The sequence below is a fragment of the Pseudoduganella umbonata genome (assembly GCF_014192225.1).
In the GTDB taxonomy this organism is placed as follows: Bacteria; Pseudomonadota; Gammaproteobacteria; order Burkholderiales; family Burkholderiaceae_D; genus Rugamonas; species Rugamonas umbonata.
Genome location: NZ_JACHXS010000002.1, coordinates 188,165 through 209,466 on the forward strand (window position 1 = coordinate 188,165; position 21,302 = coordinate 209,466).

Annotated in this window: 22 protein-coding genes; 14 read left to right on the forward strand and 8 right to left on the reverse strand. The window is 65.2% G+C overall.

Features of this window, described 5'->3' with window-relative positions; all coding sequences use genetic code 11:
• Positions 1-118 precede the first annotated feature (118 nt).
• Positions 119-301, forward strand: coding sequence for a DUF3606 domain-containing protein (locus FHS02_RS05855; RefSeq protein ID WP_137314923.1), 183 nt, complete (start codon positions 119-121; stop codon positions 299-301).
• Positions 302-382: 81 nt separating this feature from the next.
• Positions 383-697: a hypothetical protein gene (locus FHS02_RS05860; RefSeq protein ID WP_137314922.1), complete on the forward strand. Its 315-nt coding sequence runs from the start codon at positions 383-385 to the stop codon at positions 695-697.
• Here FHS02_RS05860 and FHS02_RS05865 read toward each other — a convergent pair.
• Positions 661-1,164 carry a hypothetical protein gene (locus tag FHS02_RS05865; RefSeq protein ID WP_137314921.1) on the reverse strand — a complete coding sequence of 168 codons (504 nt, stop codon included), beginning with the start codon at positions 1,162-1,164 and terminating at the stop codon, positions 661-663. The genes FHS02_RS05860 and FHS02_RS05865 overlap by 37 nt on opposite strands.
• 30 nt (positions 1,165-1,194) lie before the next feature.
• On the reverse strand, positions 1,195-2,376 hold the full coding sequence (locus FHS02_RS05870) for a GAF domain-containing sensor histidine kinase (protein WP_137314920.1): 1,182 nt from the start codon (positions 2,374-2,376) through the stop codon (positions 1,195-1,197).
• A gap of 140 nt (positions 2,377-2,516) precedes the next feature.
• Between FHS02_RS05870 and trmB the strand changes: the two genes are divergently transcribed.
• Positions 2,517-3,197, forward strand: a complete 681-nt coding sequence (trmB, locus tag FHS02_RS05875) for a tRNA (guanosine(46)-N7)-methyltransferase TrmB (RefSeq protein ID WP_137317547.1) — start codon at positions 2,517-2,519, stop codon at positions 3,195-3,197.
• 28 nt (positions 3,198-3,225) lie between these two features.
• On the opposite strand, the gene FHS02_RS05880 is transcribed toward trmB, so the two are convergent.
• Positions 3,226-4,137 carry a DMT family transporter gene (locus FHS02_RS05880; RefSeq protein WP_137314919.1) on the reverse strand — a complete coding sequence of 304 codons (912 nt, stop codon included), beginning with the start codon at positions 4,135-4,137 and terminating at the stop codon, positions 3,226-3,228.
• Positions 4,138-4,339: 202 nt separating this feature from the next.
• Between FHS02_RS05880 and FHS02_RS05885 the strand changes: the two genes are divergently transcribed.
• Positions 4,340-5,299 (forward strand): AraC family transcriptional regulator, encoded by a 960-nt coding sequence (locus FHS02_RS05885; protein WP_137314918.1) that lies wholly within the window; start codon positions 4,340-4,342, stop codon positions 5,297-5,299.
• Here the strand turns inward: FHS02_RS05885 and recQ are convergent, their stop codons facing one another.
• Positions 5,300-7,120, reverse strand: coding sequence for a DNA helicase RecQ (gene recQ, locus FHS02_RS05890; RefSeq protein WP_137314917.1), 1,821 nt, complete (start codon positions 7,118-7,120; stop codon positions 5,300-5,302).
• Between the two features lie 53 nt (positions 7,121-7,173).
• Positions 7,174-8,007, reverse strand: coding sequence for an undecaprenyl-diphosphate phosphatase (locus tag FHS02_RS05895; RefSeq protein WP_137314916.1), 834 nt, complete (start codon positions 8,005-8,007; stop codon positions 7,174-7,176).
• 257 nt (positions 8,008-8,264) lie between these two features.
• On the opposite strand from FHS02_RS05895, the gene FHS02_RS05900 reads away from it, so the two are divergent.
• The 5 genes from FHS02_RS05900 to FHS02_RS05920 all read left to right on the forward strand — a co-directional run bounded on the left by FHS02_RS05900 (position 8,265) and on the right by FHS02_RS05920 (position 15,378).
• Positions 8,265-8,612 (forward strand): hypothetical protein, encoded by a 348-nt coding sequence (locus FHS02_RS05900; protein ID WP_137314915.1) that lies wholly within the window; start codon positions 8,265-8,267, stop codon positions 8,610-8,612.
• 200 nt (positions 8,613-8,812) lie between these two features.
• A complete protein-coding gene (locus tag FHS02_RS05905) occupies positions 8,813-10,723 on the forward strand; it encodes a glycoside hydrolase family 2 protein (RefSeq protein ID WP_137314914.1) in 1,911 nt (636 codons plus the stop codon).
• Between the two features lie 10 nt (positions 10,724-10,733).
• On the forward strand, positions 10,734-12,962 hold the full coding sequence (locus FHS02_RS05910) for a glycoside hydrolase family 3 N-terminal domain-containing protein (protein WP_137314913.1): 2,229 nt from the start codon (positions 10,734-10,736) through the stop codon (positions 12,960-12,962).
• A gap of 8 nt (positions 12,963-12,970) precedes the next feature.
• On the forward strand, positions 12,971-14,299 hold the full coding sequence (gudD, locus tag FHS02_RS05915; protein ID WP_229422252.1) for a glucarate dehydratase: 1,329 nt from the start codon (positions 12,971-12,973) through the stop codon (positions 14,297-14,299).
• Positions 14,299-15,378, forward strand: a complete 1,080-nt coding sequence (locus tag FHS02_RS05920) for a LacI family DNA-binding transcriptional regulator (protein ID WP_137314911.1) — start codon at positions 14,299-14,301, stop codon at positions 15,376-15,378. Before gudD ends, FHS02_RS05920 begins: the two co-directional genes overlap by 1 nt.
• A gap of 6 nt (positions 15,379-15,384) precedes the next feature.
• On the opposite strand, the gene FHS02_RS05925 is transcribed toward FHS02_RS05920, so the two are convergent.
• A complete protein-coding gene (locus tag FHS02_RS05925) occupies positions 15,385-15,642 on the reverse strand; it encodes a YkgJ family cysteine cluster protein (protein ID WP_137317546.1) in 258 nt (85 codons plus the stop codon).
• A 96-nt stretch (positions 15,643-15,738) separates the two neighbouring features.
• A complete protein-coding gene (locus FHS02_RS05930) occupies positions 15,739-16,980 on the reverse strand; it encodes a DUF445 domain-containing protein (RefSeq protein ID WP_229422251.1) in 1,242 nt (413 codons plus the stop codon).
• 131 nt (positions 16,981-17,111) lie between these two features.
• On the opposite strand from FHS02_RS05930, the gene FHS02_RS05935 reads away from it, so the two are divergent.
• The 5 genes from FHS02_RS05935 to FHS02_RS05955 all read left to right on the forward strand — a co-directional run bounded on the left by FHS02_RS05935 (position 17,112) and on the right by FHS02_RS05955 (position 20,740).
• Positions 17,112-17,333 (forward strand): hypothetical protein, encoded by a 222-nt coding sequence (locus tag FHS02_RS05935; RefSeq protein WP_137314910.1) that lies wholly within the window; start codon positions 17,112-17,114, stop codon positions 17,331-17,333.
• 187 nt (positions 17,334-17,520) lie between these two features.
• Complete coding sequence (locus tag FHS02_RS05940) at positions 17,521-18,153, forward strand: TetR/AcrR family transcriptional regulator (RefSeq protein WP_137314909.1); 633 nt, start codon at positions 17,521-17,523, stop codon at positions 18,151-18,153.
• Between the two features lie 146 nt (positions 18,154-18,299).
• Positions 18,300-18,953, forward strand: a complete 654-nt coding sequence (locus FHS02_RS05945) for a protein-L-isoaspartate O-methyltransferase family protein (protein WP_137314908.1) — start codon at positions 18,300-18,302, stop codon at positions 18,951-18,953.
• 9 nt (positions 18,954-18,962) lie between these two features.
• Positions 18,963-19,286, forward strand: coding sequence for a rhodanese-like domain-containing protein (locus tag FHS02_RS05950; protein ID WP_137314907.1), 324 nt, complete (start codon positions 18,963-18,965; stop codon positions 19,284-19,286).
• Between the two features lie 146 nt (positions 19,287-19,432).
• The gene (locus tag FHS02_RS05955; protein WP_137314906.1) at positions 19,433-20,740 is read left to right on the forward strand and encodes a TolC family outer membrane protein; all 1,308 of its coding nucleotides are present in this window, start codon (positions 19,433-19,435) and stop codon (positions 20,738-20,740) included.
• Between the two features lie 75 nt (positions 20,741-20,815).
• Here the strand turns inward: FHS02_RS05955 and gloA are convergent, their stop codons facing one another.
• Positions 20,816-21,226: a lactoylglutathione lyase gene (gene gloA / locus FHS02_RS05960; protein ID WP_137314905.1), complete on the reverse strand. Its 411-nt coding sequence runs from the start codon at positions 21,224-21,226 to the stop codon at positions 20,816-20,818.
• Positions 21,227-21,302: the final 76 nt, after the last annotated feature.

Here is a 21,302-nt window from a genome sequence, read left to right on the forward strand (position 1 = left end):
TCGCCGGGCCCGAACTTGCCGCAAGGTGCGTGAGCTAACTGACTATCAACGAGCCGCGCGCGATCCTTTCATGAACGACGTTTGTCGTGCTTCCGTTTATGGATCAAAGGAGAACATCATGTCGGATAACCTGCAAGAGCGCGGTCCGCAGGATCGCAGCCGCATCAACGTCCACGAAGAGTGGGAATTGCGTTACTGGACCAAGGAGCTGGGGCTGTCGGCGGACGAGTTGCGCCAGGCTGTGAAGGATGCGGGCCCCAGCGTCAAGGCGGTGCGCGAGCACCTGGGCAAGCCTGCTTGAACAGTGCTGTCCCCGCGGCAAGCGTGCGCGCGGCACCTGTCGCGCGTGCTAGCATCCGCGCTTTCAAAATGTCAAAGTAGCATGACCGAAGATATCTGGGTAAAGGGTTACGTCTACAGTGTCGAGGTGGCGGAAGAGTCCGGGCGTTATCGCGGCCGCATCCACATCAAGGCGCACCGTTATTCGGGCCGCACGTTCGAGCCCCCCATCGTCATCGATACGCCCGCGCTGTTCAAGCGCGGGCATGCGGCCGAGATCGAGGCGCGCGCACTGGCGCGCGAGCTGATCGACGGCGGCCATCTCGAAGAACATATCACCGCCATCCGGCAGGAAGCCGCATTGCCGGTCACTCCGGCCGCTCAGCCGCTCAGCGATACATCCAGCCACACCGAATAGGCAAGGCGCTTGCCTTCCCACGTGCCGCCGCCGCGCACCGCGGCGTCGGTGGACGTCGGCTTGCCTTCGATCTCATGGCGCGCCAGCATCTGGCGAAATGCCAGCGCATCTTTCGGCGCCAGGTAACCGACCATCTGGCCGGACAGGAACACGGCCACGGCCTTGTCTTCATAGGGGTTGGCATCGTCCGGCAACAGCAGCGCCGGGTGGCGCGCGTCCGCCTTGGTGTCGCCATGTTCGCCGGCCAGCGCGCGGATCGTGTCGCGGTAGCGCGATTCGCCCACCACTTCCAGTTCGAAGCGGCCGCCGTCGGTCCAGTGCCGCACCGGTTCGCCCTCCGGGACCGGTGTGTAGGAGCCGCCGGTGGGATGCCCCTGCCATGGCGCCGGCTTCGGCCGGCCCTTCAGCAGGAAGTACAGCGCCAGCAGCGCCACGATGATGATTGCGATGTTGAGGGCTTGTTGCACGGATCGGTCCGGAAATTGGCGGGGCCGCTATTATCGCAGCCCGGCCGGCGCCGAATAGGTAAATTCCGTGTGGCGGTCGCGCGAGACGACCTGCAGCGTGCCGCCATGGGCACGGGCGATTTCGGCAGCGATGTACAGGCCCAGGCCGAGGCCGCGCCGCGGCTGGGTGTCGTCGTCGCGCCAGTAGGGCTGGAACAGCTTGTCGAGTTTCTCGGGGGCGATCGTCTCGCCTTCGTTGGCCACGGTCAGCACGAATGCGCCATCTTCCACGCGAGCGGACACGCGCACCGGCGTGCCGGGTTCGCCGTAGCGCAGCGCGTTTGCCAGCAGGTTCGACAGCAGTTGCGTCACGCGGTCGCGGTTGCACCACACCGTGCCGGGGATGGCGATATCGCTGGCGACTGTGCGCTGCGGATGTTCGCTCCGGCATTCGATGACGGTCTGCGCCAGGGCGTCGGCCAGGTCGTCCACCGGCTCCAGCTCCAGCGCGATGCCGCCGCCCAGGCGGCCGCGGGTGAAATCGAGCACGTCCTCGATCATGCGGCCGATGCGCTGGCCGCTGCGCTGGATCGTGCGGGCGATCGTCAGCGTGGTCTCGTCGCCGCCGCGCCGCTGCAGGATCTGCGCACCGTGCAGGATCGACGACAGCGGCGTGCGGATATCGTGCCCCAGTACCGCGATGAAGCCCTCGCGCAGCAGGGCGGTGGTTTTCTCGTCCGTCAGCTCGGCGATCCGGCCGGCATGGCGCCGCTCCGCTTCGAGCTGCTTCGAGATCAGCTGCGCGAACAGTTCCAGCGACTTCACCGTCTTCGATTCGGACAGCACCAGCGGGCGCGGATCCAGGCCGCACAGCGTGCCGAAGAAGGCGCCGCTGCCGTCGTAGACGGGAATCGAGATATAGCTTTCGAAACCGTACTGGCGCGGGCAGGGGTGGTTGCGGAACAGCTCGTCCTGGCTGACGTGGTCGATCACGATGACCGCATCGGCCTTGCGCACGCTGTCGCACAGCGTGGTCGCGACATCGAGCGGATCGCCCGGTTGCAGGCCGAAACCCAGCTTGTCGAGCACCGCGCAGGTGGTCCAGCTGGTCGGTGTCACGTGCGCCACGCAGACGAAGCGCAGGCCCGTCATTTCGGCCATGACGGAGAGGATGTCCGGTACGCATGGCAGTGCCTGGACTGCCTGTACCGGAGGCGGCCATGCTTGCGTCATGTTCGTCCCGGAAACTGTTTGAAGGGAAAGTGTAGCAGACCAAGGGGTACGTCCGGCAGGGAGGCAACTGCTATAATCGCCCTTTTTTTCAGCAAAGTTCCATGTCTTCCGAAACCCCACCGAAGGGCCCCGCGCGGTCCATGCTGTACGACCCGACCGAACGCCGCATCAAGAGCTTCGTCACCCGCGCCGGCCGGCTGTCCACCGCGCAGGAGCGCGCGCTGAACGACCTGGGGCCGCAATTCATGATCGAATATGCCAAGGCGCCGCTGGATACCGTGGCCGCATTCGGCCGCACCGCGCCGGTCGTGCTGGAAATCGGCTTCGGCATGGGGCAGACCACCGCGCACATCGCCAGGCACATGCCGGAGAAGGATTTCATCGGCGTGGAAGTGCATACGCCGGGCGTGGGCAGCCTGCTGAAACTGATCGGCGAGGAAGGCCTGGCCAACCTGCGCGTGATCCAGCACGATGCGGTCGAGGTACTGAACAACATGATCCCGGCCGGCACGCTGGCCGGCGTGCACGTGTTCTTCCCGGACCCGTGGCACAAGGCCCGCCACAACAAGCGGCGCCTGATCCAGCCACCGTTCGTGAAGCTGCTGGTCGACCGCCTGCAGCCGGGCGGCTACCTGCACCTGGCGACCGACTGGGAAGACTACGCGGTGCAGATGCTGGAAGTGCTGTCCGCCGAGGAAGGCCTGCAGAACACCGCCGAAGGCTACGCGCCGCAGCCGGCCTACCGCCCGCTGACCAAGTTCGAGAACCGCGGCTTGAAGCTGGGCCACGGCGTATGGGACCTGGTGTTTACGAAGAAGTAAGCCTGCATTCGGTAAGCCTGCATTGCCGTCATGAGCGCGCCGGTGCCGCCCCCGCGGCGGCCGGCGTTTTCGTTTTCGCCGGCAGGAATGCCAGCAGGTTGCCGGCGATGACGAGCGCCAGCCCGGCAAGGGCCATGGCGCTCCACCGGTAATCCTCGTAGACCGACGACACCGTCAGCGCCACGACCGGGAAAAGCACCGTGCAGTAAGCGGCGCGGTCCGGCCCCATCCTCCCCACCAGCAGCAGGTATGCCGTAAAGCCGATCACCGAGCCGGGGATCGCCAGGTACAGCAGCGAACCCAGGTACTGCGGCGTCGGCTCGATACGGAACGGCATGCCCAGCGCCAGCGCGCCGAGCGTGAGGATGGCGGCACCGATGAACATGGCCCACGTGTTCGTCAGCCATGGCGTCAGGCCCAGCGCCTGCATTTTCGACGACAGCAAATTTCCCGCTGAGAAGCACAGCGTGCCCAGCAGCGCCAGCGCCAGTCCCGCCAGCATATCGCCGTCGTGCCAGTGGCCCTGCATCTGCGGCAGGAACAGCAGGGCGATGCCGCCCAGGCCCAGCGCCGCGCCACCCATCACTGTCGGGCGGATCGGCCGCCCCAGGAACAGCCGGCCGTTGATCGCGTTCCACACCGGCGCGGTGGAAAACACCACGGCCACGAGACCGCTCGGCACGTGCGCGCTGGCATAGTAGAAACACAGGAAATTGCAGCAGAACAGCGCCACGCCCTGCGCCACCAGGTAGCGCCACGCGCGGCGCGGCGGCCACACCGGCTTTCTCGTCACCACCAGGATCAGCAGCAGCACCGCCGCCGCCAGCCAGAACCGCCACGCGATCGACACCGGCGCCGGCACCTCGCCCAGCTGCAGCTTGATCGCGATCCAGGTGGTACCCCAGATCAGCACCGTTGTTATGTAAAGAAGAGCATTCATTGCCACATCCAAAAAGTTTCCAAAATTCGGGGTCTGACCCCGGTTTTGGGAAAGATTGCCTTGAGAAAGGTTGCCAGGAACCGGGGTCAGACCCCGGTTTTCGGCAATATTGCGCGGTGGGATCGTTGGCTGGTTGTCTGGTCTTGCGCATTTGCCAGGGCGGACGGTCGGCGAAGCGCGTGAGGGTGCTAGACTTTTCACCATGAACCTCGACTCTCTCCTTGCCGGCCCGATCGACGGCAGCCGCCTGGCGCCGGCGGCGCGGGCGGCGCTCGCGGCGGCGCCGCGCGATGCGATGGGGCATGCGGTGTTTCGCACGATGAGCGGCACCGATGCCAGGCTGGAACGCTTCGCGTGGCTGGGCGATGGCCTGGCGGCGGCGGTGTGGGAACGCCATACGGACGAGCAGCTCACCGTCTACAGCGAGCCCGGCCATCACACGCTGTCGTGCTACCTGACCGGCGGCTACAGTGTCGAGCGCAATGGCGCGCCCGGGCAGTTCGGGGCGCCGCATCGTTTGTGTTCGCTGCCGGACTGGCACGAGTCGCGCTGGCTGGTGCGCGATTCGCTGCGGCTGATGCACATCTACTTCATGCCGGACCAGCTGACCCGCCGGGCCGTGCTGGAACTGGACCGCGAGCCGCGCGAGCTGATGCTGCAGGACCGCACCTATTTCGACAACCCGGCGCTGGCGCGCCTGTGCACATCGCTGCTCGACGCGCCATGGCTGGGCAGCGACGGCCTGCTGCGCGCCAACGAGATCACGCACGAGGCGCTGTCGCAGCTATTGCGCGACCAGGCCACGCTGCGCCCGGACCTGCGGCTGAAGGGCGGGCTCGCGCCTTATCTGCGGCGCCGTCTGGCGGACTGGATCGAGGCGCACCTGCACGAGGCCATCACGCTGGGCCGGCTGGCCGAAGTGGCCTGCCTGTCCGAGTTCCACCTGGCGCGGATGTTCCGCAGGTCGTTCGGCATGCCGCCTTCCGCCTGGATCGCGGGGCGGCGCATCGATCGGGCGAAGATGTTGCTGAAGAGGGGGGCGCTGCCATTGCAGCAGGTGGCCGATGCGTGCGGCTATGCGGACCTGTCCCATTTCAGCCACCGCTTCCGTGCGGCCACGGGCGCGCCGCCGGGGCAGTGGCGCAGCGTCGTCAGCAGCTGATCAGGCCAGGTCGCCGATCAGGCGAACGATGTCCTCGCCGTACGAGGCAAGCTTTTTCTCGCCGACGCCGGAAACACCGCGCAGGTCGTCCAGCGACGTGGGCCTGGCCTTGGCGATCTCCCTCAGGGTGGCGTCGACGAAGATCACGTAGGCCGGCACGTTGTGCTCGCGCGCGGCGCCCATCCGCCAGGTGCGCAGGCGTTCGAAGATGGCCTGTTCCGCCGAGTCGAGATCCATTTCCACGTAGCCCTTCGGTGCCGAGCCGCGTTTCACCTTCACCGGTTTCTGGTACTGCCGCAGCTGCACCTTCTGGCCGCCTTTCAGCACCGGGCGGGCCGCATCGGTCAGTTTCAGTGACATGTACTGGTCGTGATCCACCGTGACCAGGCCCAGCGCGATCACCTGCCGCAGGATGGCGCGCCATTCCTGCTCGCTGCGGTCGGCGCCGATGCCGAATACCGACAGCTGGTCGTGGCGCCAGGTACGGATGCGCTCCGTTTCCGCGCCGCGCAGCACCTCGATCACGTGGGTGGCGGCAAAGCGCTGGTCGACACGGTAGATCGTCGACAGCAGCTTCTGCACCGGCACCGTGCCGTCGAAGGACACGGGCGGGATCAGGCAGGTATCGCAATTGCCGCACGGCGAAGACGCTTCGCCGAAATAATCCAGCAGCCGTACGCGCCGGCACGACAGCGTTTCGCACAGGCCCAGCATCGCATCGAGTTTCGCGCCCAGCACGCGCTTGAAATCCTCGCCCGCCTCGGATTCGTCGATCATCCGGCGCTGCAGCACCACGTCCTGCAGGCCATAGGCCATCCAGGCGCTGGCCGGCATGCCGTCGCGGCCGGCGCGGCCGGTCTCCTGGTAATAGCCCTCGATGCTTTTCGGCAGGTCGAGGTGGGCCACGAAGCGCACGTCCGGCTTGTCGATACCCATGCCGAACGCGATCGTCGCCACCATCACGATGTTTTCCTCGCGCAGGAAGCGGGCCTGGTTGGCCGCCCGTTTCGCATGGTCCATGCCGGCATGGTAGGGCAGGGCGCGGATGCCGTTCTCGTTCAGCAATTCGGCCGTTTCCTCGACCTTCTTGCGCGACAGGCAATACACGATGCCCGAATCGCCCGTGTGTTCGCCGCCGATGAAGTCCAGCAGCTGCTTGCGGCCATTGGTCTTTTCGACAATCGAATAGCGGATGTTGGGGCGGTCGAACGACGACACGAACTGCGCGGCATTGGTGAGATCGAGGCGGTGCGCGATCTCGGCGCGAGTCTGCTGGTCCGCCGTGGCCGTGAGCGCGATGCGCGGCACGCCGGGGAACTGCTCGTGCAGCACCGACAGTTTGATGTATTCGGGCCGGAAATCGTGGCCCCATTGCGATACACAGTGCGCCTCGTCGATGGCGAACAGCGCGATCTTCGAATCCTGCAGCAGGTCGAAGCAGCGCTGCGTCATCAGCCGTTCGGGCGCCACGTACACCAGGTCGAGCTGGCCGGTGCGCACCATGCGCTCGATACGGGCGGTTTCCTCCCACGTTTGGGTGGAATTGAGGAAAGCGGCGCGCACGCCCACTTCGGCCAGCGCATCCACCTGGTCCTGCATCAGCGCGATCAGCGGCGAAATCACCACGCCCACGCCATCGCGCAGCAGCGCGGGAATCTGGTAGCACAGCGACTTGCCGCCGCCGGTGGGCATCAACACCAGCGCATCGCCGCCATTGGCGACCTGTTCGACGATTTCAGCCTGCTGGCCGCGGAAGGCCGAGTACCCGAACACCGATTCGAGCAGGTGAAGGGCGCGTTGGGAGATGTCCAGTTGATCCATTGATATGCTTTTAAACCCGGGATGAGATTCGGCCCGGGCGTGATGCCAGGGTCTCAGTCGACCCAGGCAACGGTACCGGTATAGGCAGTGGCGAGAACCACGATGCCGAACACTATACGGTACCACGCAAAGATGGTGAAGTCATGCGTGCTGATATAACGCAGCAGCCACCGCACACACAGGAAGGCGGAAATGAACGCGGAAATCGCGCCGATGCCGAACAGCGGCAGGTCGGCCGCCGACAGCAGCGCGCGTTCCTTGTACAGCGAATAAAACGTGGCGCCCAGCAGCGTGGGAATGGCCAGGAAGAACGAGAATTCGGTCGCCGCCTTGCGCGACAGGCCCAGCATCATGCCGCCGATGATGGTGGCGCCGGAGCGGCTGGTGCCGGGAATCAGCGCGAATGCCTGGGCGCAACCCACCTTTAGCGCGTCGGCCATCGTCATGTCGTCGACCGAGTGGATGCGCACGGAGACCGGATTGTTCCGGGCGCGGCGCTCCACCCAGAGGATGACCAGGCCGCCGACGATGAACGCGGTGGCCACCGGCACCGGCGCGAACAGGTTTTCCTTGATCAGGCCGCTGAAGAACAGGCCCAGCAGGGCGGCGGGGAAGAAGCCGACGATCACGTTCATCATGAAGCGCCGTGCTTTCGGGTCGGAGGCCAGGCCGGCCAGGACCGCCCCGATGCGCACGCGGTACTCCCAGATCACGGACAGCATCGCACCGCCCTGGATCGCGATCTCGAATACCTTGACTTTCTGGCCGGTAAAGTCCAGCAGGCTTGCCGTCAGGATCAGGTGGCCAGTGGAAGAGATGGGCAGGAATTCGGTAAAACCTTCGACCAGGCCCATGATCAGGGCCTTCAGCGCGAGAACGATATCCATGTGTGTGGCAAGGAGGGTAGAGGGAGATGCGCGCAACATGCGAAACGACCAATGCGGAACGGCGCGCGCCGAAGCTTACCACGTTGCGACCTCGACAATAAGGCGCCAGGGCCGCCGCCCGGATTCCTGTGTGATCAAGGGCTGGTCAAGTCATCATCATGGTCGGCGGTCGGCGACACCTCCGATGATGTTATAAATCAATAATCAAAATTGCCTTATGGATAAAGATGACTTTCCATCTTTTCCAGGAGGCACCCATGAAAAACCATGCCAACGCGGCACGCGCCCATTTCATTTTCGCCGGGTGCTATGTGCTGCCGGTCATCGTACTGCTCGCCGCCGGGCCGCTGCTCGGCATCGAGATCGGCTGGCAACTGCCGGCATGCGCCGCCGCGCTGGCGGCCGTGCATGCAATGATGGGGTGGGGTGCGGCGAAGGCGAAAAACTGGGCGCGCGTGCTGACCCTGGTCCTGGCCTTTCCGGCGCTGCTGGCCGTGCCGCTCGGCACCCTGGTGGCGATCCAGCTGATTTCATACTGCTGGCTCGGCTGGGATGGCCGTCGGGCTTTGCCGGCACTGGCCGGTTTTTCGGCCGCGACGAAGTAAGGCCGTTCATCCGCAGATCCGGCATCGCCGCGTTCATCAGAGTTCCCGCTTTCGCCCTGTTCGGCGCCGTCGCATCGATTGCGACCGCGCGCTTTTTTGTTTTGACTTTCGGCATTACCCGGCTTACTATTTTCAGCAAAATTGGTAGCGGTACCACGGAAGTATTCCGAATAGCGTCCAAAACAAATAATGGAGACAAGATGCTGAACCGTTTTTCCGCTGTCGCCGTGGCCGCGCTGGCATGGCATTGCCTGGCGTTTGCCCAGACCGCCACGCCATCCCACCATCAGACTTTCCAGAACCAGCCCCTGCAAAACCAGACGTTACAGAATCAGACGTTACAGAATCAGACGTTACAGAACATCTACGGCCGCACCCACCAGAACCTCGACGGCCGCTGGCACTACATCGTCGATCCCTACGAAACGGGCTACTACGACTACCGCCGCAAACCCTACGACGAGTCCGAAAAGGGCACCGGCGGCTACTATGACGACCGCCAGCCGAAGGACAAAGGCGACATCGTCGAATACAGCTTTGACGGCTCGCCCACGCTGGCCATACCCGGCGACTGGAATTCGCAGGACGCCAAACTGGAATTCTACGAAGGCACCGTGTGGATGCGGCAGAAGTTCACTGCCGCGCCGAAGGAGGGGAAACGTTATTTCCTGTACTTCGGCGCCGTGAACTACGAGGCGCACGTCTACCTGAACGGCAGGAAACTTGGCAGCCACAAGGGCGGGTTCACGCCTTTCCAGTTCGAGGTCACGGGCAAGCTGGCCGCCGGCTCGAACACCGTGGTCGTCAAGGCCGACAACAAACGCCACCAGGATGAAATCCCCACCGTCTCCACCGACTGGTGGAATTACGGCGGCATCACGCGCGACGTGCTGCTGGCCGAAGTGCCGGACACCTACATCGCCGACTACAAGGTACAGCTGGCGAAGGGCGATGCGCGCCGCATCGAGGGCTATGTGCAACTCGACGGCAGCCGGAAGGAGCAGGAAATCACCGTCGCCATCCCCGAGGCAAACCTGTCGGCCAGGGTGCGCACCGATGCCAACGGCCGGGCGGCGCTCCGCATCCCCGTCGGCAAGCTGCGCTACTGGTCGCCGGAAGACCCGAAGCTGTACGGCGTGACGATCGCCGCCGGCAGCGACAGGGTGGCAGACCGCATCGGTTTCCGCACCATCGAAACGCGAGGCAAGGACATCCTCCTCAACGGCAGGTCGACGTTCTGGCGCGGCGTGTCGATCCACGATGAAAACCCGCTGATCCCGGGCCGGCTGCGCGGCGCCGGCGACATGCGCATGCTGCTGCAGTGGGCCAAGGACATGAACTGCAACTATGTGCGGCTGGCGCACTACCCGCACAGCGAGGAAATGATACGCCTGGCGGACGAGATGGGCCTGATGGTGTGGGCCGAAGTGCCCGTCTACTGGACGATCTCGTGGCAGAACCCGGATACCCTGCGCAACGCCCGGCAGCAGTTGACCGAGCTGGTCGTGCGCGACAAGAACCGCGCCAGTGTCGTGGTCTGGTCGATCGGGAACGAGACGCCGGTCAGCGAGCCGCGCAACGCCTTCATGTTCACGCTGGCCGACACGGTGCGCGCGCTGGACGATACGCGCCTGGTCGGCGCCGCGCTGGAGGTGCACCGCAACGGCAAGGAAGTGACGGTCGAAGACCCGCTGGCGGAAAAGCTCGATCTCGCCAGCTTCAACGAATACGCCGGCTGGTACTGGGCCAGCAACAAGGACATGCTGGACTTCCACTTCAACATCCCGTACGACAAGCCGGTGATGATCACCGAGTTCGGCGCCGATGCGCTGGGCGGCTTCCATGGCGACGCCGACACGCGCTGGAGCGAGGAATACCAGGACCAGCTCTACAAGAACCAGTTCAGGATGCTCGAAGCGATTCCCGGCCTGCGCGGCATCACCCCGTGGGTGCTGGTGGACTTCCGCTCGCCGCGCCGTCCGCACCCGTACTTCCAGGACTTCTGGAACCGCAAGGGCCTGATCTCGCAGACAGGCAAGCGCAAGCAGGCGTTCCACACCCTGAAGGCGTACTACGACAAGAAGCAGCAACAATACCAACAATATCAATAGGAGACCGTCGATGACGTTACGACCCATCGCGCTGGCCGCGTCGCTGATCGCGCTGCCGGCCCTTGCGCTCGCCCAGGACGCGATCGACCGCAAGGTCGATGCGCTGCTCAAGCAGATGACTTTGCAGGAAAAAGTCGGCCAGTTGCACCAGCTGTCCGGTGCCGAGGCCACCGGGCCGGAGGCGGCCAAGCGGGCCAGCCAGAACACCGAGATCCGGGCCGGCAATGTCGGCTCGATGCTCAACATCAAGGGCGCGAAGGAGACGCGCGAAGCCCAGGCGCTGGCGCTGCAGTCGCGGCTGAAGATCCCGCTGCTGTTCGGACTGGACGTCATCCACGGCTATAAAACCGTGTTCCCGGTACCGCTCGGCGAAGCGGCGTCGTGGGACCTGGAAGCGATCGAGCAGTCGGCGCAGGTCGCCGCGCGCGAGGCGGCATCGGCCGGCATCCACTGGACATTTGCGCCGATGGTCGATATCGGCCGCGATCCGCGCTGGGGCCGCGTGATGGAAGGCGCCGGCGAAGACACGTACCTGGGCTCGAAGATCGCCGCCGCCCGGGTACGCGGCTTCCAGGGTGCGAAGCTGGGCGCCACCGACCGCGTGATGGCCACCGCCAAGCACTTCGCCGCCTATGGCGCCGCCGTCGCCGGCCGCGACTACAACGCGGTGGACATGAGCCCGCAGCAGCTGCACGAAGTCTACCTGCCGCCGTTCAAGGCATCCGTCGACGCCGGCGTGGCCACTTTCATGAACTCGTTCAATACGCTGAACGGCATTCCCGCCACCGGCAGCGCGATGCTGCAGCGTGACATCCTGAAGGGCGCCTGGAAGTACAAGGGCTTCGTCGTTTCCGACTGGGCTTCGGTCAAGGAGATGGTGCTGCATGGCTATGCCAAGGACCTGTCCGACGCGGCCGTGAAGGCGATCAATGCCGGCAGCGACATGGACATGGAAGGCGAGGCGTTCATCGCCCACCTGGCGCAGGCCGTCAAGGACGGCAAGGTGCCGCAGAAGAATATCGACGACGCGGTGCGCCGCATCCTCCGCAAGAAATTCGAGATGGGGCTGTTCGACGATCCGTACCGCTTCTCCGATGCGCAGCGCGAACAGGCGGTGCTGGCCGATCCGCGGCACCGCGCCATCGCACGCGACGTGGCACGCAAGTCGCTGGTGCTGCTGAAGAATGACACGCTGCAGGGCACTCCTGTGCTGCCGCTGGCGAAGAATGCGAAAAGCATCGCCGTCATCGGCCCGCTGGCCGATTCGCGCCGCGACCTGGAAGGCGGGTGGGTGGTGTCCGACGTGCGCGGCGAGGTGGTTTCCATCCTCGACGGCATCCGCAATCGTGCGCAAGGCGCGCAGATCGTCCACGCCAACGCCTGCGCGCCGGGCTGCGCCACCGCGGAAGGATTCGACGCCGCGGTCGCCACCGCCAGCAAGGCCGACGTGATCGTGCTGGCCATCGGCGAAACCTGGGACCTGAGCGGCGAAGCGAAGTCGCGCACCGATATCGGCCTGCCCGGCCGGCAGACCGAACTGTTCCAGCGGCTGAAGGCCACGGGCAAGCCGGTCGTTGCCGTGCTGTTCGCCGGCCGGCCAATGATCTTCAACGACATCGCCGACCGCGCCGATGCCATCCTGTACGCCTGGTTCCCTGGTTCCGAGGGCGGCAACGCGGTGGCCGACGTGCTGTTCGGCGACTACAACCCGTCGGGCAAGCTGCCCGCCACGTTCCCGCGCAACCTGGGCCAGATCCCGATCTCGTACGCGCAGTACAACACGGGCCGCCCGGTCACCGACGAGAAGGACATCGTCTACCGTTCGGCCTACATCGATTCGCCGAACACGCCGCGCTACGCGTTCGGCCATGGCAAGAGCTACACGGAATTCGGCTACTCGGGCGTGCAGCTGGACCGCACGATCCTGCGGCCGGGACAGACGGCCACGCTGTCGTTCGACCTGCAGAACAAGGGCAAGGTCGCCGGCACCGAGGTCGCGCAGCTGTACATCCGCGATACGGTGGCCTCGGTGGTCCGTCCGGTGAAAGAACTGAAGGGCTTCACCAAGGTGCACCTGCAGCCGGGCGAACGGCGCCGCGTCACGTTCACGATCGACCGCGACACGCTGTCGTTCTTCAACAATGATTTGAAATGGGGCGCCGAAGCGGGCGAATTCAAGCTGATGGTCGGCAGCGCCTCCGACGACATCCGGCTGGAAACCACCTTGACCTTGCAATGAAAGACAACATGAGCAATACGCCCGTCATCACCGCCGTCCGCGTCATTCCCGTCGCGGGACGCGACAGCATGCTGCTGAACCTCTCCGGTGCCCACGCGCCGTTTTTCACCCGTAACCTGCTGATCCTCACGGACAGTTCGGGCAGGCAGGGCGTCGGCGAAGTGCCGGGCGGCGAAGCGATCCGCAAGACGCTGGAGGATGCCCAGGCGCTGATCGTCGGCCGCGCGATCGGCGACTACAACGCGGTGCTGAACTCGGCCCGTACGGCATTCGCCAGCCGCGACGCGGGCGGCCGCGGCGTGCAGACCTTCGACCTGCGCGTGGCCATCCACGCGGTGACGGCGATCGAATGCGCGATGCTGGACCTGCTGGGCCAGTTCCTCGGCGTGCCGGTGGCGGCGCTGCTGGGCGAGGGACAGCAGCGCGACCAGGTGCCGATGCTGGGATACCTGTTCTACATCGGCGACAAGCATAAAACCGACCTGCCGTATGCCAGCGAACCGGATGCGCCGGACGCCTGGAGCCGGCTGCGCCACGAGGAAGCGCTGACGCCGGAAGCGGTGGTGGCGCTGGCCGAGGCGGCGTATGAACGCTACGGCTTCCGCGACTTCAAGCTGAAGGGCGGCGTGCTGCGCGGCGAAGAGGAGATGGAGGCGGTGACGGCGCTGGCCGAACGCTTCCCGGAAGCGCGCATCACGCTCGACCCGAACGGCGGCTGGCTGCTGGCCGACGCGATCCGGCTGTGCCGCGACAAGGGCGACGTGCTAGCCTATGCGGAAGACCCGTGCGGTCCGGAGAACGGCTACTCGGGCCGCGAAGTGATGGCCGAGTTCCGTCGCGCCACCGGACTGCCGACGGCAACCAACATGATCGCCACGGACTGGCGCGAGATGAGCCATGCGATCGCGCTGCAATCGGTGACGATCCCGCTGGCCGACCCGCATTTCTGGACGATGCAGGGTTCCGTGCGCGTGGCCCAGCTGTGCCAGGCGTTCGGCCTGACGTGGGGCTCGCATTCGAACAACCACTTCGACGTGTCGCTGGCGATGTTTACGCACGTGGCCGCGGCGGCGCCGGGCAACATCACGGCGATCGACACCCACTGGATCTGGCAGGACGGCCAGCGCCTGACGAAACAGCCGCTGCAGATCGCCGGCGGCCTGGTCGACGTGCCGAAGCAGCCTGGCCTGGGCGTCGAGCTGGACATGGACGAAGTGGAGGCGGCGCACCAGCGCTACCTGGGCATGGGCCTGGGCGCGCGCAACGACGCGGCTGCGATGCAGTTCCTGGTCCCCGGCTGGCAGTTCGACAGCAAACGCCCATGCCTGGTGCGCTGATGGCCGACGAAAAAGAGAAGGACAGGGAGAAGGACAGGGAGAAGGACAAGGACGCCGACAACGGGGCCGGCAAGCGCCGGCGCCGCAAGGGCCTCGGGCTGACGCTGCGCGACGTGGCGCGGCTGGCCAACGTGGCGCCGATCACCGCATCGCGCGCGCTGAATACGCCCGATGCGGTATCGGACGAGATCCTCCAGCGCGTGAAAGACGCCGTCGAGCGCACCGGCTACGTGCCGAACCTGCTGGCCGGCGGCCTTGCGTCGCGCCGCTCGCGGCTGGTGGCCGCCGTGGTGCCGACCATCACCGGCTCGGTGTTCCTGGAGACCGTGCAGGCCCTGACGGAAACGCTGGCCGCCAACGGCTACCAGATGATGCTGGGCCAGTCCGGCTACCACGGCTCGCGCGAGGATGCGCTGCTGGAAACCATCATCGGCCGCCGCCCCGATGGCGTGATCCTCACCGGGATCATGCATTCCACGCTGGCGCGGCGCCGGCTGGTGGCCAGCGGCATTCCCGTCGTCGAGACGTGGGACCTGACGCCGACGCCGGTCGACATGCTGGTGGGCTTTTCGCACGACAAGGTGGGGACCGCCGTGGCGCAGTTCCTGCACGCGCGCGGCCGCCGCAAGATGGCCTGCATCAGCGCCAACGACGAACGCGCCATCCGCCGCAACAACGCCTTCGCCAGTGCGGCGCAGGCCCTGGGCGTGGAAGTGGTCCCCACGCACATGGTGCCGGCGCCCAGCTCCGTGGCCAGCGGCCGCGAGGGCTTGCGCGCGCTGCTCGCGAAGGATCCGTCGCTGGACGCGATCTTCTGCAGCTCGGACATGGTGGCGCTTGGCGTGCTGACCGAGGCGCAGGCGCAGGGCATCCGCGTTCCCGAGCAGCTGGCCATCATCGGGCTGGGCGACCTCGCCATGTCGCGCGAGCTGCATCCGGCGCTGACCTCCGTGCGGGTCGACGGCACGCTGATCGGGCATACCGCCGCGCAGTACATCATGCAGCGCGCCGAGGGGCTGGTGGTGGCGGAGCCGGTATGCGATGTGGGATTTACGATCGTGGAGCGGGCGACGACGTAACCGGGTTTATGCGGGCGCCGTCGCCCGCTCCAGCGCCGCCAGCCACACCATCGCGTATTCGCGATTCGTCCCGCACATCTCTTCGGAGGGCTGCAAGCCGCCGCAAAACGCCGGCCGCTCCGGCTTGCCGAACACGCGGCAGCGGTTGTCGTCGTCGAGCTGCACGCAGCGCACGCCGGCCGGCTTCCCGTTCGGCATGCCGGGAATCGGGCTGGTGATGGAAGGAGCGGTGCAGCAGGCACCGCAATGGTCGCGGCAGTTCATCGGCAGTTCGTCGGCGGAGCAGAGCAGGGAAGAGTAGCCGGCTATTGTACCGCGCACGTCCGGCTCAATCCCCGGCCGGCGCAGGCCGATCCCCGCTCAGTGCCCGCCTATCAACAGCGAAATCGTGTACAGCAGCACACCCACGACACCGCCGACCAGCGTGCCGTTGATGCGGATGAACTGCAGGTCGCTGCCCACGTGCAGCTCCAGCTTCTGCGAAATCGTCTCGGCATCCCACTTGTCGATGACCTTCTGCACCACGGCCACGATCAGGCTGCGCCGCTGGACGATCGCCTCGGCGGCGAAGCTTTTCAGCCAGTCGTTCAGTTTCGTCCGCACCGCCTGGTTCTGGGCCAGTGCGGTGCTGAAGATGCGCAGCGCGCCTTGCGTGCGCAGCAGCAGGCGCGATTCGGGCGATTCGCTGGCGGCCAGCAGCCGGGTGCGCAATTCGGTCCACACGCTCGAGACGTATTCGCGGAACAGCGGGTGCGTCAGGCCGCGGGCCAGCAGCCCGCGCAGCTTTGCTTCGTATTCGGGCGACTCTTCCAGCTTGGCGATCAGCTCGGTGACCGCCGTGTGGAAGCGCTCGCGCCATTCGCCCTGTTCGTCGGCCATGTCGTCGAGAATGCTCTGGATGCCGTCCATCAGCCGTTCGTAGAACTTCTCGTCGACCATCTTCGGGATCCATTTCGGACTGTGGTCGTGCACCTTCTGGCGGATGTAGGCGCGGTTCTCTTCCAGCGCGCTGGCGACGAGGCCGAGCACCTTCTGCAGCAGCCGCACGTGCTGGCCGTTCGCCACCAGTACCGACAGGACCTGCCCGGCCAGCGGCGCCAGCTTCACGTCCTTCAGGCTCGACGCCAGCGTGCCGCCCACGAACGTGGCCGCATCGCGGTCTTCGATCATGTTCAGCACAGCGGGAATGGTGCCGACGATGCGCTCGGCCACCGCGCGGTTGTTGGCGTCGTCCGCCAGCCAGCGCGCGCAGATGCCGGACAGGTCGACGTCCTTCAGCTCGTTACGCACCACTTCGGGCGTAATGAAGTTATGTTCGAGGAATTCGGCGATATTGGCGCCGATCCTGTCCTTGTTGCGGGGGATGATCGCGGTATGGGGGATCGGCAGGCCGAGCGGGTGGCGGAACAGCGCGGTGACGGCGAACCAGTCGGCCAGGCCGCCCACCATCGCCGCCTCGGCAAACGCGGCCACGAAGCCCAGCCAGGGGTAGTCGGACTGGAACAGCCGGGCGGCGAGGAACACGCCGGCCATCGCGGCAAGCAGGCAGGTGGCGATGCGGCGGATGCGCCGCAGCCGTCTGAGTGGATCCCTGGACGGCAAGACTGTTCTCCGGAAAAAGTAGGTAGCCCGATGATACGTCGACGCGACGGGACAATACCGTTCGGTACGTCACGATGGGGCGGCCTGGATTAGCATGAAGGCCCATACCCGAGGCGAGACAGGAGGCGAGCATGGATCGTGAACGACCGAAAGCCGGCGACGCGGTGCGGCCGATCGGCTGGCACCAGCAGATGATCGTCATCGCGGTGCGCGGCGACGCCATCGTCTGCCGCTGGAACGATGACGACGGCGAACACGAGCAGGAATTCCCGTCCGGCCAGCTGGAAACGGTACGCCGCGGCGCCGATTTTCCCGCCAATCCACAGCGCAGCCGGATCACGCATCGGCCGTAGGGCCGCCACGATGGTTGCCGCATCCTTGACGTTGCCATAGTGCAGGTCTAGAATTTAATGACCCGTAAGTAAGTAGCAACCCGGTAACAATCCGCCTGCAACCAGGTAGCAGGCAGATCATCGATAAGTGGCACCAACGAGTCATCGGGCAGCACGTCCTCACACAAGCCGTCATTTTCCGCCTCATATGCCATCCGACACGAAACCGCGCTGGGAGCGCCGCAAAGACGCCCGGCCGCAGGAGCTGCTGGCCGCCGCGCTGGACCTGTTCGTGGACCGCGGCTATGCCGCCACCCGCCTGGAAGACGTGGCCCGCCGCGCCGGCGTGTCGAAAGGCACGCTGTACCTTTATTTCGACAACAAGGAAGAGCTGTTCAAGGCGGTCGTGCGCCAGAACATCGTGGAAGTGATCGGCAAGGCGGAAAGCGACGTTGCCGCCGCCGACAGCACCTCCTGTACCGACCTGCTGCGCGCCATGCTGCGGCGCTGGTGGGCCGATGTCGCTTCCACGCGTGCGTCGGGGCTGGCCAAGCTGATGGTTGCCGAAGCCGGTAATTTTCCTGAAATAGCCCGTTTTTATAATGAGGAAGTGATCGAGCGCGGCTCCGCGCTGATCACCTCGATCGTCCAGCGCGGCGTGGAGCGGGGCGAGTTCGTGCCGGTCGATGCCGTCGTGATGACGCGCGTGCTGACGGCGCCCGTCACGATGCTGATGCTGTGGGCGCACAGTTTCGAACCGTGCTGCGGCGGCGTCGACGCCGAAGCGTTCATGGAAACGTACCTGGGCCTGGTCGAGCGCGGCATGGCGCGGCCTGCCTGAAATGGCAATGTTTTCGTAGCTTCAGCCCCGCGAAACTGCAGACTGTCGCAATTTCCTGCCTTATACCGTCGTTATCGTTAATATCCCGTCCAGACCAGTTCAACGATAAAATGACGGATTCTTATTCCTTCACCAAAGTCTAAAAGATGAATATCGAACAAGCCCGATTCAACATGATCGAACAGCAGATTCGCCCCTGGGACGTGCTGGATACCGATATCCTCGATCTGTTGATGGTCGTTAAACGCGAGAATTTCGTACCGGAAGCCTACAGGAAGCTGGCTTTCGTCGACACGTCGATTCCGCTGCCGGGCGGTTCGGCAATGCTGAACCCGAAGATCGAAGCGCGTATCGCCCAGGACGTGCACGTGAAGAAGCATGAGAACGTGCTGCTGGTCGGCGCCGGCAGCGGCTACCTGACCGCTCTGCTGGCGCACCGCGCCCGCCACGTGACGGCCGTGGAAATCGACCCGGCCCTGAAGGACATGGCGCAGAAAAACCTGGCTGCGAACGGCATCACCAACGTGACCGTGGAGCTGGGCAACGGCGCCCAGGGCTGGAGCAACGGCGCACCGTTCGACGTGATCGTGTTTGCCGGCGCGCTGCCGGTGCTGCCGGAAACGGTGCTGCAGCAGGTCAAGCCCGAGGGCCGCATCCTGGCGATCATCGGCGAATCGCCGGCCATGTCCGCGCACCTGATCACCCGCACCGGCGAGTCCAGCTACGACACGAAGAAGCTGTTTGAAACCGACGTGAAGCCGCTGCAGTCCGCGCTCACGCCATCGCATTTCACGTTCTGAAAGCCGGCAATGCAACAGATCACCGCTCCGGAACTGGCCGCCTGGCTGGCCGATGAAAAGCGCGCGCGCCCGTTCCTGCTGGACGTGCGCGAGAACTGGGAATTCGACACCTGCCATATCGAAGGTGCGACCCTGATGCCGATGCAGACCATCCCGGCCCGCATCGACGACCTGGACGAAGACGCGGAAATCGTCTGCATCTGCCACCACGGTGCGCGCAGCCTGCAGGTCGCGGCGTTCCTGGAGCGGCATGGCTTTGCAAAGGTGACGAACCTGACGGGTGGTGTGCACGCCTGGGCGCTGCAGGTGGATGAATCGATGCCGAAGTACTGAAAAGTACTGTGAGCATCGGGATCGGCGGCCGGGCAAAGCATCAAGGCCAACAAAAGCACTCAGGCCAACAAAAGCATTCAGGCCAACAGCAGCACGGCCACTACAAGACTGTTACGACTAGACTTTTGACCACGCGGAGAATGTAAATGCAGAGACCCCTTATCGCCGTGCTGATCGCCAGCGCATTGACGCTTACCGGACAGGCACAGGCGGCCGATCTTATCCAAGTCTACCAGCAGGCGCTGGCGAACGACGCCACATTCGCCGGCGCGCGCAATACGCTGACGGCTGGCCAGGAGCGGATCACCCAGGGGCGTTCTCAGCTGTTGCCTGCCGTGGCGCTGCAAGGCACCCACGCGCGCATTTACGACAGGGTCACGCCGCCCGGCGGCATCAAGGTCGAGAACGACTCGCACCAGAACATCTACACGCTGTCGCTGTCGCAGCCGCTGTTCGACTACGCAGCATGGCAGGCATACGAACAGAGCAAGCTGTCGCAGGCGTTTGCCGAAGTGCAGTTCGCCCAGGTGCAGCAGGACCTGATCCTGCGCGTGGCCCAGGCGTATTTCGACGTGCTGACGGCGCAGGACAACCTGGCGTCGATCCAGGCGCAGAAGTCCGCCACCACCGAGCAGCTGGCATCGGCCAAGCGCAACTTCGAGGTCGGTACGCAGACGATTACCGACACACACGAAGCGCAGGCCGCCTATGACCTGGTGGTGGCGCAGGAATTCGCCGCCATCAATTCGCTGGAAGTGGCGCGCACCGCGCTGCAGCAGATCATCGGTACCGCGCCGGCGGCGGTTTCCACGCTGCGCGCCGGTGTCACGATCGCCCCGCCGCAGCCGGCCAATATCGAGCCCTGGATCTCGGCCGCCGAAGCGGACAACTTCAACGTGGCGGCGCAGCGGCTGAACGTGGAAATCGCCAAGCGCGAGATCGCCCGAAGCCGTGCCGGCCACCTGCCGACGGTGGACCTGACGGCGAATTCGAACCGCACCAGCCAGCCTTCGCTAGGCATCAACCGCGGCAATTCCATCGGCGTGACGTGGACCGTGCCGATCTTTAACGGCTTTGCCGTCACCAGCAAGGTGCGCGAAACCATTGCGCTGGAAGAGCGCGCGCGCAACGACCTGGAAGTGAACCGGCGCGCCGCCGCGCAAAGCGCCCGGCAGGCCTTCCTGGGCGTGAACAGCGGCCTGGCGCAGGTCAAGGCGCTGGAAGCGGCGGAAGTGTCGAGCCAGTCCGCGCTGGAGTCGAACAAGCTGGGTTACCAGGTGGGCGTGCGGATCAATATCGACGTGCTGAATGCGCAGCGCCAGCTGTACTCGACGCAGCGCGACCTGTCGAAAGCACGCTACGACACGATCATGAACGGCCTGCGGCTGAAGGCGGCGGCAGGCACGCTGAAGCCCGATGACCTGGTGCCGGTCAACGCGCTGCTGACGAACTGACCGTCGCTCCAGCCCCAAAAAAAACGCCGGCCCGTGCATTGCACGGCCGGCGTTTTTCATGCGGGCGCAGAACCGTTACCGCAGTCCGCCACCCTCGCCATCGAATGAACGCTCGATCAGCTCGACCTTGTAGCCGTCCGGGTCCGTGATGAATGCGATCACCGTCGTGCCGCCCTTGACCGGGCCCGGCTCGCGCGTCACGTTGCCGCCGCTGGCCTTCGCGGCATTGCATGCCTCGACGATGTTGTCGGTGGAGATGGCGATGTGGCCGTAGGCATTGCCAAGGTCATAGCTGTCGACGCCGTAGTTGTATGTCAGCTCCAGTTCGGCGTGATCCGGATTGGTGCCGTAGCCTACGAAGGCCAGCGTGTACTTGTATTCCGGATTGTCGCTGGTGCGCAGCAGTTTCATGCCGAGCACCTTGGTATAGAAGTCGATGGAGCGCTGCAGGTCACCGACCCGCAGCATGGTGTGCAGGATGCGCATGCCGTTCTTCCTTGTTGCGAAAAACTGCGATTGTAGGGGTTTTCGCGGATCCGCGCCGATCTGCACCGATCCGCGC

What these genes read in the sequence shown, in the direction of transcription:
- FHS02_RS05855 (WP_137314923.1), top strand. Translation starts at nt 119, where the DNA reads ATGTCGGATAACCTGCAAGAGCGCGGTCCGCAGGATCGCAGCCGCATC.
- FHS02_RS05860 (WP_137314922.1), top strand. Translation starts at nt 383, where the DNA reads ATGACCGAAGATATCTGGGTAAAGGGTTACGTCTACAGTGTCGAGGTG.
- FHS02_RS05870 (WP_137314920.1), bottom strand. Translation starts at nt 2,376, where the DNA reads ATGACGCAAGCATGGCCGCCTCCGGTACAGGCAGTCCAGGCACTGCCA.
- trmB (WP_137317547.1), top strand. Translation starts at nt 2,517, where the DNA reads ATGCTGTACGACCCGACCGAACGCCGCATCAAGAGCTTCGTCACCCGC.
- FHS02_RS05880 (WP_137314919.1), bottom strand. Translation starts at nt 4,137, where the DNA reads ATGAATGCTCTTCTTTACATAACAACGGTGCTGATCTGGGGTACCACC.
- FHS02_RS05885 (WP_137314918.1), top strand. Translation starts at nt 4,340, where the DNA reads ATGAACCTCGACTCTCTCCTTGCCGGCCCGATCGACGGCAGCCGCCTG.
- recQ (WP_137314917.1), bottom strand. Translation starts at nt 7,120, where the DNA reads ATGGATCAACTGGACATCTCCCAACGCGCCCTTCACCTGCTCGAATCG.
- FHS02_RS05895 (WP_137314916.1), bottom strand. Translation starts at nt 8,007, where the DNA reads ATGGATATCGTTCTCGCGCTGAAGGCCCTGATCATGGGCCTGGTCGAA.
- FHS02_RS05900 (WP_137314915.1), top strand. Translation starts at nt 8,265, where the DNA reads ATGAAAAACCATGCCAACGCGGCACGCGCCCATTTCATTTTCGCCGGG.
- FHS02_RS05905 (WP_137314914.1), top strand. Translation starts at nt 8,813, where the DNA reads ATGCTGAACCGTTTTTCCGCTGTCGCCGTGGCCGCGCTGGCATGGCAT.
- FHS02_RS05910 (WP_137314913.1), top strand. Translation starts at nt 10,734, where the DNA reads ATGACGTTACGACCCATCGCGCTGGCCGCGTCGCTGATCGCGCTGCCG.
- gudD (WP_229422252.1), top strand. Translation starts at nt 12,971, where the DNA reads ATGAGCAATACGCCCGTCATCACCGCCGTCCGCGTCATTCCCGTCGCG.
- FHS02_RS05920 (WP_137314911.1), top strand. Translation starts at nt 14,299, where the DNA reads ATGGCCGACGAAAAAGAGAAGGACAGGGAGAAGGACAGGGAGAAGGAC.
- FHS02_RS05925 (WP_137317546.1), bottom strand. Translation starts at nt 15,642, where the DNA reads ATGAACTGCCGCGACCATTGCGGTGCCTGCTGCACCGCTCCTTCCATC.
- FHS02_RS05935 (WP_137314910.1), top strand. Translation starts at nt 17,112, where the DNA reads ATGGATCGTGAACGACCGAAAGCCGGCGACGCGGTGCGGCCGATCGGC.
- FHS02_RS05940 (WP_137314909.1), top strand. Translation starts at nt 17,521, where the DNA reads ATGCCATCCGACACGAAACCGCGCTGGGAGCGCCGCAAAGACGCCCGG.
- FHS02_RS05945 (WP_137314908.1), top strand. Translation starts at nt 18,300, where the DNA reads ATGAATATCGAACAAGCCCGATTCAACATGATCGAACAGCAGATTCGC.
- FHS02_RS05950 (WP_137314907.1), top strand. Translation starts at nt 18,963, where the DNA reads ATGCAACAGATCACCGCTCCGGAACTGGCCGCCTGGCTGGCCGATGAA.
- FHS02_RS05955 (WP_137314906.1), top strand. Translation starts at nt 19,433, where the DNA reads ATGCAGAGACCCCTTATCGCCGTGCTGATCGCCAGCGCATTGACGCTT.
- gloA (WP_137314905.1), bottom strand. Translation starts at nt 21,226, where the DNA reads ATGCGCATCCTGCACACCATGCTGCGGGTCGGTGACCTGCAGCGCTCC.